The sequence below is a fragment of the Sphaerimonospora cavernae genome, assembly GCF_042435035.1.
Taxonomy (GTDB): Bacteria; Actinomycetota; Actinomycetes; order Streptosporangiales; family Streptosporangiaceae; genus Sphaerimonospora; species Sphaerimonospora cavernae.
On sequence record NZ_JBHMQT010000003.1, the window covers coordinates 691,619 to 707,247 of the forward strand.

Annotated in this window: 12 protein-coding genes; 5 read left to right on the top strand and 7 right to left on the bottom strand. The window is 70.2% G+C overall.

Going from position 1 to position 15,629, the window contains the following annotated elements; genetic code table 11:
• Nucleotides 1–11: 11 nt before the first annotated feature.
• Nucleotides 12–1,172: a flavodoxin-dependent (E)-4-hydroxy-3-methylbut-2-enyl-diphosphate synthase gene (gene ispG / locus ACFHYQ_RS03705; RefSeq protein WP_394299594.1), complete on the bottom strand. Its 1,161-nt coding sequence runs from the start codon at nt 1,170–1,172 to the stop codon at nt 12–14.
• Nucleotides 1,173–1,314: 142 nt separating this feature from the next.
• Nucleotides 1,315–2,373, bottom strand: a complete 1,059-nt coding sequence (locus ACFHYQ_RS03710) for a trypsin-like serine peptidase (protein WP_394299595.1) — start codon at nt 2,371–2,373, stop codon at nt 1,315–1,317.
• A 189-nt stretch (nt 2,374–2,562) separates the two neighbouring features.
• On the opposite strand from ACFHYQ_RS03710, the gene dxr reads away from it, so the two are divergent.
• Complete coding sequence (gene dxr, locus ACFHYQ_RS03715; RefSeq protein WP_394299662.1) at nt 2,563–3,714, top strand: 1-deoxy-D-xylulose-5-phosphate reductoisomerase; 1,152 nt, start codon at nt 2,563–2,565, stop codon at nt 3,712–3,714.
• Between the two features lie 62 nt (nt 3,715–3,776).
• On the opposite strand, the gene ACFHYQ_RS03720 is transcribed toward dxr, so the two are convergent.
• On the bottom strand, nt 3,777–5,237 hold the full coding sequence (locus ACFHYQ_RS03720; protein WP_394299596.1) for an aldehyde dehydrogenase family protein: 1,461 nt from the start codon (nt 5,235–5,237) through the stop codon (nt 3,777–3,779).
• 221 nt (nt 5,238–5,458) lie between these two features.
• On the opposite strand from ACFHYQ_RS03720, the gene ACFHYQ_RS03725 reads away from it, so the two are divergent.
• A complete protein-coding gene (locus ACFHYQ_RS03725; RefSeq protein WP_394299597.1) occupies nt 5,459–6,100 on the top strand; it encodes a TetR/AcrR family transcriptional regulator in 642 nt (213 codons plus the stop codon).
• A 63-nt stretch (nt 6,101–6,163) separates the two neighbouring features.
• Here ACFHYQ_RS03725 and ACFHYQ_RS03730 read toward each other — a convergent pair whose 3' ends face one another.
• On the bottom strand, nt 6,164–7,822 hold the full coding sequence (locus tag ACFHYQ_RS03730; RefSeq protein ID WP_394299598.1) for a PucR family transcriptional regulator: 1,659 nt from the start codon (nt 7,820–7,822) through the stop codon (nt 6,164–6,166).
• 105 nt (nt 7,823–7,927) lie between these two features.
• Between ACFHYQ_RS03730 and gabT the strand changes: the two genes are divergently transcribed.
• The 3 genes from gabT (at nt 7,928) to ACFHYQ_RS29355 (ending at nt 11,019) form a co-directional block, all read left to right on the top strand.
• Complete coding sequence (gabT, locus tag ACFHYQ_RS03735; protein WP_394299599.1) at nt 7,928–9,286, top strand: 4-aminobutyrate--2-oxoglutarate transaminase; 1,359 nt, start codon at nt 7,928–7,930, stop codon at nt 9,284–9,286.
• A gap of 162 nt (nt 9,287–9,448) precedes the next feature.
• A complete protein-coding gene (locus tag ACFHYQ_RS03740) occupies nt 9,449–9,697 on the top strand; it encodes a hypothetical protein (protein WP_394299600.1) in 249 nt (82 codons plus the stop codon).
• A gap of 50 nt (nt 9,698–9,747) precedes the next feature.
• On the top strand, nt 9,748–11,019 hold the full coding sequence (locus ACFHYQ_RS29355; RefSeq protein WP_446746288.1) for a hypothetical protein: 1,272 nt from the start codon (nt 9,748–9,750) through the stop codon (nt 11,017–11,019).
• A 158-nt stretch (nt 11,020–11,177) separates the two neighbouring features.
• Here ACFHYQ_RS29355 and ACFHYQ_RS03750 read toward each other — a convergent pair whose 3' ends face one another.
• The 3 genes from ACFHYQ_RS03750 to ACFHYQ_RS03760 form a co-directional block, all read right to left on the bottom strand.
• On the bottom strand, nt 11,178–12,443 hold the full coding sequence (locus ACFHYQ_RS03750; protein WP_394299601.1) for an extracellular solute-binding protein: 1,266 nt from the start codon (nt 12,441–12,443) through the stop codon (nt 11,178–11,180).
• 181 nt (nt 12,444–12,624) lie between these two features.
• Nucleotides 12,625–14,121 (bottom strand): CoA-acylating methylmalonate-semialdehyde dehydrogenase, encoded by a 1,497-nt coding sequence (locus ACFHYQ_RS03755; protein WP_394299602.1) that lies wholly within the window; start codon nt 14,119–14,121, stop codon nt 12,625–12,627.
• Complete coding sequence (locus ACFHYQ_RS03760) at nt 14,105–15,367, bottom strand: aspartate aminotransferase family protein (protein ID WP_394299664.1); 1,263 nt, start codon at nt 15,365–15,367, stop codon at nt 14,105–14,107. Before ACFHYQ_RS03760 ends, ACFHYQ_RS03755 begins: the two co-directional genes overlap by 17 nt.
• Nucleotides 15,368–15,629 lie beyond the last annotated feature (262 nt).

Sequence of the window (15,629 nt, forward strand, 5' to 3'; positions counted from 1 at the left end):
GCCTACGACGATCAGTGGACCACGACCTCGGGACCGGGCTCGTCGTCGAGGTCCACATCCACGCCCATGGCCTCGGCGAGGCGCAGGGCCTCCTCGATGAGGGTCTCCACGATCTGCGACTCGGGCACGGTCTTGATGACCTCACCCTTGACGAAGATCTGGCCCTTGCCGTTGCCGGAGGCGACGCCGAGGTCGGCCTCGCGTGCCTCTCCCGGGCCGTTGACGACGCAGCCCATCACCGCGACGCGGAGCGGGACCTTCAGCCCCTCCAGCCCCGCTTGAACCTGGTCGGCGAGGGTGTAGACGTCCACCTGGGCCCGGCCGCAGGACGGACAGGAGACGATCTCCAGGCCGCGCTCGCGCAGGCCCAGCGACTCCAGGATCTGGGCGCCGACCTTGACCTCCTCGACCGGCGGCGCGGACAGCGAGACCCGGATCGTGTCGCCGATGCCCTCGGCCAGCAGCGCGCCGAACGCGACGGCCGACTTGATCGTGCCCTGGAACGCGGGGCCGGCCTCGGTGACGCCGAGGTGCAGCGGATAGTCGCACCGCTCGGCGAGCAGGCGGTACGCCTGGATCATCACGACGGGGTCGTTGTGCTTCACCGAGATCTTGATGTCGCGGAAGTCATGCTCCTCGAACAGTGAGCACTCCCACAGCGCCGACTCGACCAGCGCCTCGGGGGTGGCCTTGCCGTACTTGCTGAGCAGGCGCGGGTCGAGCGAGCCCGCGTTGACGCCGATGCGGATCGGCACCCCGGCGGCCGAGGCGGCCTTGGCGATCTCGCCGACCTTGTCGTCGAACTTCTTGATGTTTCCCGGGTTCACCCGTACGGCCGCGCACCCGGCGTCGATGGCGGCGAACACGTACTTCGGCTGGAAGTGGATGTCGGCGATCACCGGGATCTGGGACTTCTTCGCGATGGACGCAAGCGCGTCGGCGTCGTCCTGCGACGGTACGGCCACCCGCACGATCTGGCAGCCGGCCGCGGTGAGCTCGGCGATCTGCTGAAGTGTCGCGTTGACGTCGGAGGTCGGCGTGGTGGTCATCGACTGCACCGAAACGGGAGCGTTCCCGCCCACCGCGACCGGGCCGACCATGATCTGGCGTGATGCCCGCCGCTTGGCGATCGGCTGGGTCCGGACGGTGGGAATCCCGAGATCAACTGACATTTCAGCACCTTGTGTGTTGGCGAGCCCGGCGAGCCGATGTGCCGGCGGTCCCAGTCTAGGGATGTCCGGCGATGGCGGGGCGTCCTCGATTCACCTTCGCCGCCCTCCGTTGACCGGTGGCTCCAACGCCTGAGTCAATGTGTCACGCCCGCTGGGCGGCCTGGAACAGATCTCTCGCCGCCGCGCCGAAGTAGGGGCCGTACATCGTGCGGTGGTCGTTGCTGTACTTGAAGCTGCTCACCGAGGTGAGCGTGCCGCGGCCGGTGGCCGGGTCGAAGCCGGTGAGCCAGGGCCCGCCGCTCGCCCCTGCCGTGAGATCGCAGCGCAGCCCCTGATCGCGGGTCTGCCCCTGGGGATCCGCGCGGACCACACCCGCGCAGTACAACAGGTGCTCCCCGTTGTAGGGCGGGTCGGCCGGGAAGCCGAACCCGTAGGTGCGCAGCCCCCGCCGGGCGTTGAAGCCGATCTCCTGGCCGCCCACGGCGTCGCCGAGGTGGCGGCCGTTCGCCGTGGTCACCGCCACCATGCCCAGGTCGTAGTCGTCGTTCCCGCCACGGGCCCACGGCCCGGCGACGAACATCCGCCGGGCGGTGTAGGCGCCGTACGGTCTCTGTCCGGCACGGTAGCCGGGGACGAACGTCCAGTTCTCCGCCCAGGACCCCGAGCCGTTCTTCACACAATGTCCGGCCGTGACCACCACGTCCTTGTTCGCGCTGCGTACGGCACTGGCCGAGCAGACGAAGTCGACGCCGTCCATGGTCAGGAACACCCGACCGGTGGTGCTCGTCACCGCACCGCCCGCGTTCCACTTCGACCCGCTCGTCCTGGCCTGCGGCATGCCGGGTCGGCGTGCCAGTCCGGCCTGCCGTACGCGCCGGGGCCCGGCGGAAGCAGCGTCGGGAGACGGGGAGGGAGCTGGGGAGGGAGATGGGGAAGGCACGGGAGAGGCCACGGCAGCCGGAAGGATACCGGCGGTCGCCACTTCCACCTGCCTGACCGTGGACAGCAGGTCTATGGGGAGCGCCCGCTCCATCCGCTCCGGCGTCCAGTACGTGCCCAGGGCCGACGCGGCCACGTGATCCACGATGTCGGAGGCGGCCGGAGAGGGCATGGCGGGCATGGTGACGGCCCCGGGCTGCGGGACTCCCGTGAGTCCGGCGACGAGGGCGGCGAGGGCGAGCAGGGGGAGACAGGGAGACATGGAACCCGAGTTTGGACCACGATCTGTCGTCTCGTGGCTACTTTCAGTGAATCCGATGGCGGTTGCGTGCCGGTCCACCGAACGGTCCTCCTCGGAGACAATGAGGCTATGACCACAGATCGCCGTCAGCCGGCCGAGTCGCCCTCGGGTTCACCACCCCCGTCACCGCCCGGGCGGGAACGCTCGATCGTGGTGCTCGGGTCGACCGGGTCCATCGGCACCCAGGCGCTCGACGTCGTCGGACGCGCGTCCGGGCGCTTCCGGGTGGCCGCCCTGGCGGCCGGGGGCGGTCGCGTCGACCTGCTGGCCGGTCAGGCCGCCAGGTTCGGGGTGGAGGCGGTCGCCGTCGCCGACGCGGCAGCCGTACCGGCGCTCCGTGAGGCCCTCGCCGCGTGCGGCGCACGGCCGAGGATCCTGGCCGGGCCGGAGGGCGTCGCCGAGCTCGCCGCCCTCCCCTGCGACATGGTGCTGAACGGGATCACCGGCGCGCTCGGACTGACCTCCACCCTGGCGGCCCTGGAGGCGGGCCGGGTGCTCGCGCTGGCCAACAAGGAGTCCCTGATCGTCGGCGGACCGCTGGTGAAGCGGCTGGCCGCGCCGGGGCAGCTGCTCCCGGTGGACTCCGAGCACTCCGCACTCGCCCAGTGCCTGTGGGCCGCCGGGCCGTCCGGAGCCGACGCCCGGGCCGTACGCCGCCTGGTCGTGACGGCGAGCGGCGGCCCGTTCCGGGGGAGGCACCGGGCGGAGTTGGGGGACGTCACGCCCGAGATGGCGCTCAACCACCCGACGTGGAACATGGGCCCCGTGATCACGGTGAACTCCGCCACCCTGGTCAACAAGGGCCTGGAGGTGATCGAGGCACACCTGCTCTTCGACATCGGCTTCGACCGGATCGACGTGGTGGTGCACCCACAGTCGGTGATCCACTCGATGGTCGAGTTCACCGACGGTTCCACGGTCGCCCAGGCGAGCCCGCCCGACATGCGGCTGCCGATATCCCTCGCGCTGGGGTTCCCCGAGCGCGTTCCGGGCGCGGCGTCGGCCGTGGACTGGACCGCCGCGCACACCTGGACGTTCGAGCCGCTCGACGACGAGGCGTTCCCGGCCGTCGCGCTGGCCCGCCATGTCGGCGCCCAGGGTGGTACGGCTCCCGCCGTCTACAACGCGGCCAACGAGGTGTGCGTGGAGGCGTTCCTCAAGGGTGGCCTGCCGTTCCTCGGCATCATGGACACCGTGGAGCGGGTGGTCGCCGAGCACGCGCCGGGACCGGCCTCATCGGTCGAGGAGGTGCTGGCCGCCGACGCGTGGGCCCGTACCCGCGCCGCCGAACTGACCGGGTGAGCGAGCTCACCAGGTGAGGAACGGCCGACCGGGTTGCCGCCCCGGTCGGCCGAGTCATGTGATCAGAGGGTGAGGCCGGTGAGGACCATGACCTTCTCGTAGGTCAGGTCCGCCATGGCCGACCGCAGGCCCTCTCGTCCGACGCCGGACTCCTTGACACCGCCGTAGGGCATCTGGTCGGCCCGGTACGACGGCACGTCGCCGATGATGACGCCGCCGACCTCGAGCTCCCGGTTGGCCCGGAAGGCGATGTCGACGCTGCGGGTGAACACCCCGGCCTGCAGGCCGTACCTGGAGTCGTTGACCGCGGCGAACGCCTCGTCGACGGAGCCGACCCGATGCAGGATCATGACGGGACCGAAGATCTCCTCGCACGAGACCTTCGCGTCGGCCGGCACGTCGGCGAGCACGGTCGGGGCGATGGTCGCGCCGTCACGGGTGCCGCCGATGAGGACGCGCGCACCCGCCGCGACGGCCTCCTTGATCCAGCTCTCCACCCGGACCGCGGCCTCCTCGCTGACGAGTGGGCCGACCTGGGTCTTCTCGTCGGCCGGGTCCCCGGTGACGAGCGCGCCGACGGCCTTGACCAGCTCCTCGGTGAACTCCTCGCCGACCGCGTCCTCCACGATCACGCGCTGCACGGCGATGCAGCTCTGACCGGCCTGGTAGTTGGAGAACAGCGCGATCCGCCCGGCGGCCCAGTCAAGGTCGGCGTCGGCCAGCACCACGGCCGCCGCGTTGCCGCCGAGCTCGAGCGTGACGTGCTTGCGCGGCACCTGGTCCAGGATCGCGTACCCGACCGGGCCGGAACCCGTGAACGAGACGACGGGCAGCCGGGGATCCTCGACGAGCGCGCCGGCCCGCTCGTTCGGCACCGGCAGGACGGAGAACATGCCCTCCGGCAGGTCGGTCTCGGCCAGGATCTCCCCGAGCACCAGCGCGGACAGGGGGGTCTTGGGAGCAGGCTTCACGATGATCGGGGCGCCGACGGCGATGGCCGGGGCCACTTTGTGCGCCACCAGGTTGAGCGGGAAGTTGAACGGCGTGATGGCCAGCACGGGTCCGTACGGCACCCGCGAGACGTAGGCGAGACGGCCCTGGGCGGCGGCCTCGGTGTCGAGCCGCTGCACCTCTCCGCTGAAGCGCCGGGTCTCCTCGGCGGCGAAGCGGAACGTGGACACGGCCCGGCCGACCTCCCCCCGCGCCCAGAAGACGGGCTTGCCGTTCTCGCCGCTGATCAACTGGGCGAGCTCCTCCGCCCGCTCGGCGAGGCGGCGGGCGACATGGGCCAGCGCCTCCGCACGAACATGCAGGGGCAGCGCGGCGGCCTGTCCGCGGACCGCGTCCGCCGCCGCCACCGCCTGCTCGACCTGCTCGGCGGTGGGGATCGAGTACGCCCCGACGACGCGCCGGTCGTGGGAGTTGGTCACGGTCCCTTCGGCGTCGCCCATGGCGGGACGACCGGCGAGCCAGAAGGGGCGAGGGTCGGAACTGCGTCGTTCGGGGCTGGGGCTCACGTCCATGCTTCTCACGCTATGCCACCCCGCCGACACCGGCGTTGCTCCATGCCGCACAATCGGAGGCGGGAGACACGCCGATATGGACAAGCTTTCGCCTGGTCACGAATGCGCGGCAATTTCGGGATGTTTTCCGTTTCAATGCGGTTTGAAAGACGAGCGGCATGGTTAAGTCATCTTCCGGGTCTGGTTTGTGAGACTCCCGATATGAGAAGGGCTCGTCGCTGATGGGTACGCCGGCGCCGCTCGGACTTCAGGGTGCCTACACGCGCGGCCACCGCAGCACATACGACGAGTTGCGCACGCGCCTGCTCGACGTCGCCGGCCGGCTGCTCGACTCCTCCGGGCCGGAGAGCCTCACCGTCCGCCGGATCGCCGCCGAGGCGGGCTGCTCGGCCCAGGTCATCTACACGATGTTCGGCAGCAACGAGGGACTCGCCGAAGCTCTGTATCTGGAGGGCTTCGAGCGCTTTCGACGCCGCCTTGAGGCAGTTCCGGACCGCCGCGACCCGCTGGAGCACCTCACCGCACTGGGTCCGGCCTACCGAGACGCCGCACTGTCCGAGCCGGGCTACTACAGTCTCATGTTCGAGCGGGCCATCCCCGGTTTCGTGCCGAGTGAGCGGGCCCGCACGCTCGCCCGGGCCGCGTTGAACATCGTCGACCGGGTGATCGCCGACTGCATCTCCGCCGGTTATCTGGTGCCGACGCAGCCACGACGGATCGCCGACGCGGTGTGGGCCGCCGCCCAGGGTGCGCTGAGCCTGGAACGTGCCGGTCATCTGGCCGATGGCAGGACGTACGAAACCATCACGACCGCCGCCATCCGCAGCTTCATGACCGATCCCGAGTGCTCGACCGCCCCCTGATGAAAGCGCTGTTGAAAGCGCTGATGACGGCGGTGATCACGAGAGGTCGATCACAAGGGGCGATCAGAGGGACAGCGCGATCCACAGCTCGGCCCGCGCCGCCGGGTCATCGAGGTCGCGGCCGAGCAGTTCGCTCACCCGCTTCATCCGATACCTGAGTGTGTGCCGGTGCACCCCGAGCCGCTGAGCCGCCGCGTCCCAGTGACCGTTGCAGGCCAGGTAGGCGCCCAGCGACTCAACGAGATCGGCGCGGGAGCCGTACTCCCGCAGTGGCGCGAGGAGCGCGGCGGCGAACGACGCCCCCGCGGTGGGATCGAGCAGGGACAGCAGCCCCTGGCCGGCGAGATCGGGGAAGCGCACGACAGGTTTGGCGGGGGTGGCCGAGGCGAGCGCCCGCTCGGCCTGGTCCAGACCCGCGGCGAGATCCCCCGCGACATTCCCCGCGACGCGCCCGGCGGGATCGTCCGCGGAGCCTTCGACGGTGACCACTCCGGGAGAGCTCACGCCCACCCGGCCGTGCCTGCCCGCGATCTCCGCGATCGCCTCGGCCTCCTCGGCGGGGGGGATCGCCACCAGCAAGCCGCCTCGGGGAGCCGTGAAGCAGGGCAGCGCCTCGGCGAGGTCGTCGAGATCGATGTCGGCGTGAGCGCACGCCAGCACGGACAGCGGCCCCCGCGGCAGCTGGGGCGGCTTTCGCGCCGGCTGCCCGGCCTGCCGTCCCGGTTTCCCGCTCAGGGCCGCCAGCGCCTCCTCGGCCGCCCCGACCTCGCCCACGAGCAGCAGGCTCAGCGCCGCCGCCCGCACCCGGGCCTCAGCGGCCCGCTGCTCGCGGCCTCGCGCCCGTTCCTGCTCGATGGAGAGCGTCAACAGCGAACCGGCCGCGTTGACGATCGTGTGCCGGGTCGGGGAGAACGGCCGACACGACCCGACCGCGAAGAACGCACGGCGACCGAGCGGCTGGACGATCACGTGCTCGTCCGGACCGGCCAGCGCCACGCTGGAAAGCGTGGGCGTCCGCCTCAGCCGGATCAGCTCCGGCTCCAGCATCCGCGCCGCCGCCTCCGCCCAACCCGGCTCCCGGTCCCCCGCCGTTCCGGCTGCGCTGCCGGTGACGCCGGTGACGTGGCCGGTGACGTGGCCGGTCACGTGGCCGGTCACATGGCCGGTCACATGGCCGGTCACATGGGCCGCGTGCCGTACGGCACCGGTCTCGTCGAGCAGAAGCACCCAGCCGCCGATCTCGCGGGCCAGACGGTCGATGACGGCCGCGACACCCTCCGGCTGGAGGGCGGAGCGAGTGAGGCGCCCCTGAGCGGCGAAGGCTCGGCTGATCTCCTCGTACTGCTCGGCCGCGAGCAGCTCGCTGACCGCCTTGCCTATCGCGATGAACGGAGTGTCCCTCGGCACCTCGAACAGCGGCAGCCCCTCGGCATCCGCCGCCGCGACGAAACCCGGCGGGACCGCCCCATGGCTGAGCCCCACACCGAACCCCAGACCGGCGGCGCCGCGCGCGACCAACCGCGAGACGTACGGCACGGCGTCGGCCTCGGCGAGGCGCATGCCGGTCGTCAGCACCAGCTCGCCGCCCTCCAGGAACGGGGTGGGATCCTCCAGTTCGCTGACCGCGACCCAGCGAACCGGCCGGTCCAGCCTCTCCCGCCCAGCCAGCACGACGAGGTGGAGCGGCGCGATCGTCGCCACCCGTCGCAACGTGGGTGCCACGCCCCCTCCATCCGCGAAATTTGTCCGGGACGGCCAAAACGCCTGACTAATTCTTCCATATCGACGTATCGGGAGAATCAGGGGTGCGGCCATACCTTCGAAAGCATGAGCACTGCCACCACGGCAGGCGGCCCGGGGCTTCCCCAGGAGCGCCGCCTCGTCACCGAGATCCCCGGCCCCCGGTCCCGGGAGATGTTCGCACGCAAGCAGACCGCCGTGCCGCCGGGCATCGGCACCACGCTGCCCGTCTTCGTGACCCACGCCGGTGGCGGTGTGGTGGTCGACGCCGACGGCAACTCGCTGATCGACTTCGGCTCCGGCATCGCCGTCACCAACGTCGGCAACGCGGCCCCGCGCGTGGTCGAGCGGGTGAGCCGGCAGGTCGCCGACTTCACCCACACCTGCTTCATGATCACGCCGTACGAGTCGTACGTCGAGGTCTGCGAGAAGCTCAACGAACTGACGCCAGGCGACCACGAGAAGCGGACGTTCCTCGTCAACAGCGGCGCGGAGGCCGTGGAGAACGCGGTGAAGGTGGCGCGGCATGCCACCGGGCGGCAGGCGGTCGTGGTGTTCGATCACGGCTATCACGGCCGGACGCTGCTCACCATGACCCTGACGGCCAAGAACATGCCGTACAAGCATCGGTTCGGGCCGTTCGCGCCCGAGGTGTACCGCGCGCCGCTGGCCTACCCGTTCCGCTGGCCGACGGGGCCGGACAACTGCGCGGACGAGGCCGCCGCCCAGACCATCGATATGATCAACAAGCAGATCGGCGCGGAGAACGTGGCCGCCGTCGTGATCGAGCCGATCGCGGGCGAGGGCGGCTTCATCGTGCCGGCGCGCGGCTTCCTCCCGAAGATCGTTGAGTTCTGCCGGGCGAACGGCATCGTCTTCATCGCCGACGAGGTCCAGACAGGCTTCGCGCGTACCGGCGATCTGTTCGCCTGCGAGGACGAGGGCATCGTGCCGGACATCATCTGCACGGCCAAGGGCATCGCGGGCGGCCTGCCACTCGCCGCCGTGACCGGTCGCGCCGAACTGCTGGACGCCGTGCACGTCGGCGGGCTCGGTGGAACCTATGGCGGCAACCCGCTCGCCTGCGAGGCGGCCCTCGGTGTGATCGAGACCATCCAGGAGGACAAGCTCGTCGAACGCGCCCGGCGCATCGGCGAGATCATGCTGCCCCGCCTGCGCGCGCTTCAGCGGCGCTCCCCCATCATCGGCGACGTGCGCGGGCGCGGCGCGATGATCGCGATCGAACTGACGGACCCGGCGACCGGAGATCCGGTGCCGGCCGGGCAGATCGCGCAGCGCTGCCACGCACAGGGACTGCTGGCGCTCACCGCGGGGACCTACGGCAACGTGCTGCGCTTCCTGCCGCCGCTGGTCATCCCGGATCACCTGCTCGAAGAGGGCCTCTCCATCCTGGAGAACATCCTTGGAGGGGACAACACCGTTTAAACAACACTAAAAGGGGCACCCGGGTTAATGCTGGGTGTCCCTTTTGTTGTCATACGGCTTGTGCCATGCCGCGATTTAACCGGAGTTTGGCCTACCACGCGCCGATCACGAAGGGTAACCGCGTTATAACGGTTCCGATACGCGATCGAGGGGGGACCTCCAATGGCCTGGAACCCGAACGGCGTCGGCAGGCTCATGCTGACGTTCGACCCGGTCGGCCTGACGACGACGCAACGTGACGGTGACGCCTGTGTCGTGTGCCACAAGAAGTGGCCCCGCCCCCGCGTCAGGGTCGGCCTGCTCCCCGACAACGCCCCCGTTCATGCCTGCGAAGACTGCGCCGAAGCTCTGCTGCCCGCGCCCGAGGGCAAGGTGCCACTGCCGCGCCGTTCCCGCGCCGCCACATCCTGATCACTCCTTGGGTCTCCCGCTCGGAGATCGCAAAGTACGATAATTGGGGCATGAACGACACGCGGATCTCCGCCGCGTCACCATCGGCGCCGACGCTGGCCGCGCTGTCGGCCGGAGCAGCCGCAATCCATTTCGGCGTCATGCCCGGTCACTTCAGTGCGTCCCTGGTTCACGGCGTCTTCTTCGCCTTCGTGGGCTGGGCCCAGCTCGCCTGGGCGGCGGCCGCGCTCACCGGGCGGGGCGCCGGTCAGAACGTGCTCCTGACCGGCGCGTTCTTCAACCTGGCGGTGCTCGTGATCTGGCTGGTCGGCACGACGGCCGGGCTCCCCTTCGGCCCCAGCGCGTGGACGCCGCAGCCCGCACAGGCGCCCGACCTGCTGTGCGCGACCCTGGAGGTCATGCTGATCGCGGGCTCGCTCGTGCTGGCCGAGCGCCGGACGCCGCCGGGAACCGTACCTTCCGAAACTCCGTCTTCTGGAACTCCGTCTTCTGGAACTCCGCCTTCTGGAACTCTGCCTTCTGGAACTCTGCCTTCTGGAACCGGGCCAGCCGCCGTACTTTCCTGGGCTGTGCTTTCCTGGGCTGTGCTGTCCTGGGCTGGGCGACCCTGGGTGAGGCGCCTCAGCGTGGCGACGCTGTCCGGCCTGGTGGCCGCCGGCGTCGCCGCCTCGTTCACCCCGTCGATCGCGGCTTCCGTCTCCACCGCACTGGCGGAGTCGGCGAGTTCGACGAGCCCCGCCGACCCACACCTCGGCCACCACCATCACGGGACCGCCGCGGCGGCATCCGACACCCAGAACACGGACGCGCAGGCGGGCGCCGCCAACGCACTGCTGGAGGTGACGAGGCGGGAGGCGACCAAGCGCTGGCCCACCGAGCGCGACGCGGAAAAGGACGGGTACGAGAGCTGGACGGAGGGGGAGGGCGTGCGCCAGCTCGCCAAGCCCGCACTGCTCGACGACGGCGCGGTCCTCGACCCGGCACGGCCCGAAGCGCTGGTCTACTACGAAAAGCCCGACGGTTCCTCGACGCTGCTCGGCGTGGTCTACATCATGCCGCCCGGCCTGCCGGGACCCGCCGTCGCCGGCCCGCTCACCCCGTGGCAGCCGTACCCGGTTCCCTGTCCGGCGAGCTCGTGCACAAGCCCCCAGGGAATGTCCGACATGCTGCGCGTCTGGCTGGTCGACTACCCGGGCGGCCCGTTCGCCGACGCCACCGGCGCCAGCCTGAAGACCGCCATCGACCAGCTGACCCACCCCCTCCCCGTGATCTTGCGAATACTCGCAACGCCCACCGCTGACCTGCCCAAACCACCTCCCTGATCTTGCACTGCAAGATCACGGAAGGCATCACCCCTGGTCAATCATCATGTGTGCGAGTTTCTGCAAGATCACTGTAAGGGTTTATGCACGTCAGGCCGCTGGCGTGACAGAATTCGCAAGATCACGGTGTGGGGGGGGCGGGTGAGGGGGGGTGGGGGTCAGCCGGCCACTTGGGACCAGCGGGCGATCCACTGGTCGTAGTCGGCGGGGCGGACAGCGAAGTAGACGCCCTTGAACTCGCCCGGCTCGCCCACCCGGTAGTCCACACAGAGCCGCCGGGCGCGGCCGGTGCAGGCACGGGGGTTGGCGGGGGCGAACCCGGTCCAGGCCGACGCCTGACGTTGCACGTCCGCCGAGCTCGTCCAGGTCAGCCACCGGTACGCACACGATGGGTGGGCGGCCTGTGCCGACACCATCCAGGAGTCGACCCAGCCGGTCACGGGCCGGTCGCCGACCGCTCGCACCGGCCTGTCGCCGCGGCTCAGCACGTCCCGGTGGTAAGGCGTGGCGTGGGCGAGCCGTACGGAACCCGTGGCGAAGCCCTTGACGACATCGATGGGATCAGTCCAGAAGACCCGTTTGCCCGGCTTGTCGAACAGCTCAGCCGCCGCGTCGAGTTGGTCCGGGGTCAGCTTGAACGGATCCTTGATGCGCGCGCCACGATCTCTCAGCACCAGCGCGGCGTCGGCCAGCGACAGCGGGTTGTCCCTGAACATGACCGGCCCATCGTCCTCGAAGATCGCGTCCGCACCGTCCGGCTCGACCTCGCTCGAGTCGTAGAGCACCTCGTTGAGACCCCACAGGTACGGCACGCCGTACACCTGGCCGTCCTCGGCCGACGACTCGCGTAGCCGCTTGGGGATCTCGCCGTAACCGGGGAGCAGCGCGGTGTTCAGCGGCGCGGCCTTCCGCTCGGCGATCAGCCTTCCCGCGACCTCGGGCGGTGCCGAGATCGCGTCGAAGGACGACGGGGCGGGCACGCCTGCCCCGTCGTCTCGTGAGGGGTCGTAGGACTTGAGGCTGACCTTGCAACCGGTCGTCTTCTCGAACTCCCCGACCCAGCTGACCTTGGGGTCGGTGCCGCCCCACTCGACGTAGCCGTTGAGCGCGAGCACGCGGACCATCCGCTCGCCGGGACCGATCGACGCGAGCGGCGCCGGGCCAGGCCCGGACGTCTGCGCGGAGGGAGATGGCGACGCCGATGCGGACGGCGATGGAGACTGTGACGGAGACGGAGAGACGGAAGCCGGCAGGACGGCGGCTGCGACGCGCTCGGCCGCCTGCCCGGCCACCGGCGTGCCCGGCGTCGCGGCCTCCTGCCCTACGCTCGCGGCGCGTTGTCCGCCTTCGCCGGTCCCGCCGCATGCCGTGGCCAGCAACCCGGTCACCGAGACGGCGACCACCAGTCGGTGCGTACGGCTCACGCGAACGACCCCCCCGAACCCCGACACGATCTCGCCATGAGCCTACTGCGCCGCTCCCCCACCTTTTCTAGGCGAGAAAAGCGAGCTAGAAGTGGCACCCGTCGGCATGCGTTCAGAGCATGACCATCGGGCCGGAGCCGCGTCCGCGTGAAGTGCGCGGCGCGGCTCCGCGCGGAGGGCATCAGGCGTTGGTGGGGAAGCCCAGGTTGATGCCGCCGTGTGAGGGGTCGAGCCAGCGCGAGGTGACGACCTTGCCCCTGGTGTAGAAGTGGACCCCCTCGGTGCCGTGGACGTGTGTGTCCCCGAAGAGGGAGTCCTTCCAGCCGCCGAAGCTGTAGAACGCCATCGGCACCGGGATCGGCACGTTGATGCCGATCATGCCGACCTCGACCTCGTTCTGGAAGCGCCGGGCCGCACCGCCGTCGTTGGTGAAGATCGCTGTGCCGTTGCCGTACTCACCGGAGTTGATGAGCCGCAGGCCCTCCTCGTACGACCGCACCCGCACGATCGACAGCACCGGGCCGAAGATCTCCTCCCGATGAACGCGGGACCCCGGTGCCACGTGGTCGAGCACCGTGGGCCCGATCCAGAAGCCGTTCCCCCGGCCGCCGGTGACCGGCGTCTCCCGGCCGTCCACGACGATCTTGGCCCCCTCCTGGACGCCGATGTCGAGATAGGAGGCGACCTTGTCGCGGTGAGCGGCGGTGACGAGGGGGCCCATCTCCGAGGTCGGGTCGTCACCCGGGCCGATCACGAGGTTCCGTACCCGGGAGACGATCTTCTCCACGAGCTCGTCGCCGACGGGATCCACGGCGAGCACGACCGAGATCGCCATGCACCGCTCGCCGGCGGAGCCGAAGCCGGCCGAGACGGCCGAGTCGGCGACCAGGTCGAGATCGGCGTCGGGCAGGACGAGCATGTGGTTCTTCGCCCCGCCGAGCGCCTGCACCCGCTTGCCGTGCGCGGTGCCGGTCTCGTACACGTATCGGGCGATCGGGGTCGAGCCGACGAACGACACGGCCTTCACGTCCGGGTGCGCCAGCAGCCGGTCCACCGCGACCTTGTCGCCCTGGACGACGTTGAACACGCCGTCCGGCAGCCCCGCGCGCTGCCACAGCTCCGCGATCAGCAGCGAAGCGGAGGGGTCCCGCTCCGACGGTTTGAGCACGAACGTGTTCCCGCAGGCGATGGCGACCGGGAACATCCACATCGGCACCATGGCCGGGAAGTTGAACGGAGCGATCCCGGCGACCACGCCGAGCGGCTGGCGGATCGAGTACGAGTCGACCCGGGTCGAGACGTTCTCGGAGAACCCGCCCTTGAGCAGATGCGGGATGCCGCAGGCGAACTCGACGACCTCCAGGCCGCGGGCCACCTCGCCGAGCGCGTCCGAGTGCACCTTGCCGTGCTCGGAGCTGATCAGCGCGGCGACGTCGTCACGGTGCCGGTCGAGCAGCTCACGGAAGCGGAAGAGGATCTGGGTCCGCTTCGTCAATGACGTGTCGCGCCAGGCCGGGAAGGCGCGGGCGGCCGCGGCCACCGCCGCGTCGACCTCCTCGACGGTCGCCAGGACCACCTGTCCGTCGACCTCGCCGGCGGCCGGGTTGAAGATGTCCGCGGCCCCTCCTGCGCCGCCGGAGCGGGCGCCGTCGATCCAGTGGTTAACGAGCTTCGTCATTGATGATCTCCAGAGCGGTGACGAGGATGCCCAGCCCCTCACGGGCCTCGTCTTCGGTGAGCGTGAGCGGCGGGGCCATCCGCAGAGCGTTGCCGTAGAGGCCGCCCTTGCCGATGAGCAGGCCGAGCTTCTTGGTCTCCTCCATGAAGCGTACGGCGAGCGCGGGGGCCGGCGCCCCGGTGGCGGGGTCGACCAACTCGACGGCGAACATCAACCCCTTGCCCCGTACGTCGCCGACGACGGGCAGGCGGGTCGCGGCCTCGCGCAGACCGCCGATGATGATCTCACCGGTCCTGGCGGCGTTGGCCTGCAGGTCGTGGTCGAGGACGTAGTCGAGGGTGGCCCCGGCCGCCGCCATCGAGATCGGGTTGCCGCCGAACGTGGCGACGCCGGCGGCGTGCGGGCCGTCCATCAGGTCACCCCTGGCGACCACGCCGCCGACCGCGAAGCCGTTCCCCAGGCCCTTGGCGAACGTCATCATGTCGGGGGTCACGCCGTGATTGTGGATGCCGAAGAACGCCGAGCCGGTACGGCCCCAGCCCGTCTGGACCTCGTCGGAGATGAACAGGATGCCCTCCTCGTCGAGGACCTCCTTGTAGGCGGCGAACAGGCCGTCGGGGGCCATCGTGAAGCCGCCGACGCCCTGGATCGGCTCGGCGATCAGCGCGGCGACGTCCTTGGTGACGGCGGTGGCGAGCACGTGGCGCAGGTCGTCGACGCACGCCGCGACGTAGTCGGCGTCCGACATCCCGCGGAACTGGGCGAGGTGCTGGTCCGCGCCGTGCAGGAAGTGCACGTTCAGCGGCGAGAGCGAGTTGTTCTTCCAGGAGCGGTTGGAGGTGACGCTGATCGCGCCGAACGATCGGCCGTGGTAGCTCTGCCGCATGGCGAGCACCTGGTCGGATCCACGCGCGTACGTCGCCAGCAGCAGGGCGGTCTCGTTCGCCTCTGTGCCGGAGTTGGTGAAGAACACCTTCGCGTCCGGGATGCCCGACAGCCGGGCGATCTTCTCGGCCAGCTCGATCTGCCCGCGGAGGAGATAGACCGTGGAGGTGTGCACCACCCCGGTGGCGAGCTGCCGTTCCACGGCCTCCCGCACCTCGGGGATGTCGTACCCGATCATGTTGGTCAGGATGCCCGCGAAGAAGTCGAGATAGCTCTTCCCGGAGGCGTCGACGACACGGTTGCCCTTGCCGCTGACGATCTCGATGGGCTCGTCGTAGTACAGGCCTGCCCAGTTGGGCATGACCGCGCGGTGGCGGGCGAGCAGACCGTCGGTCTGCGACATCGGTGTGGAATTGGGCGAGTCCGGCATGCTTCGAGTATCCCTGCTGCTAGGAGTAATGGCACACCCGTCAACATGTCGCCGTTTTTCGAGTTGACCTTACAGTTCGGTAAATACTCGCATCCCCTCAGGACGAGGCGACGGGTTGCGGTTCGGGAGCGGGCCGTACGGCGGGCCCGCCGCGCAGGACCAGCAGGGCGACCACATCGGCGGGGATGGGACA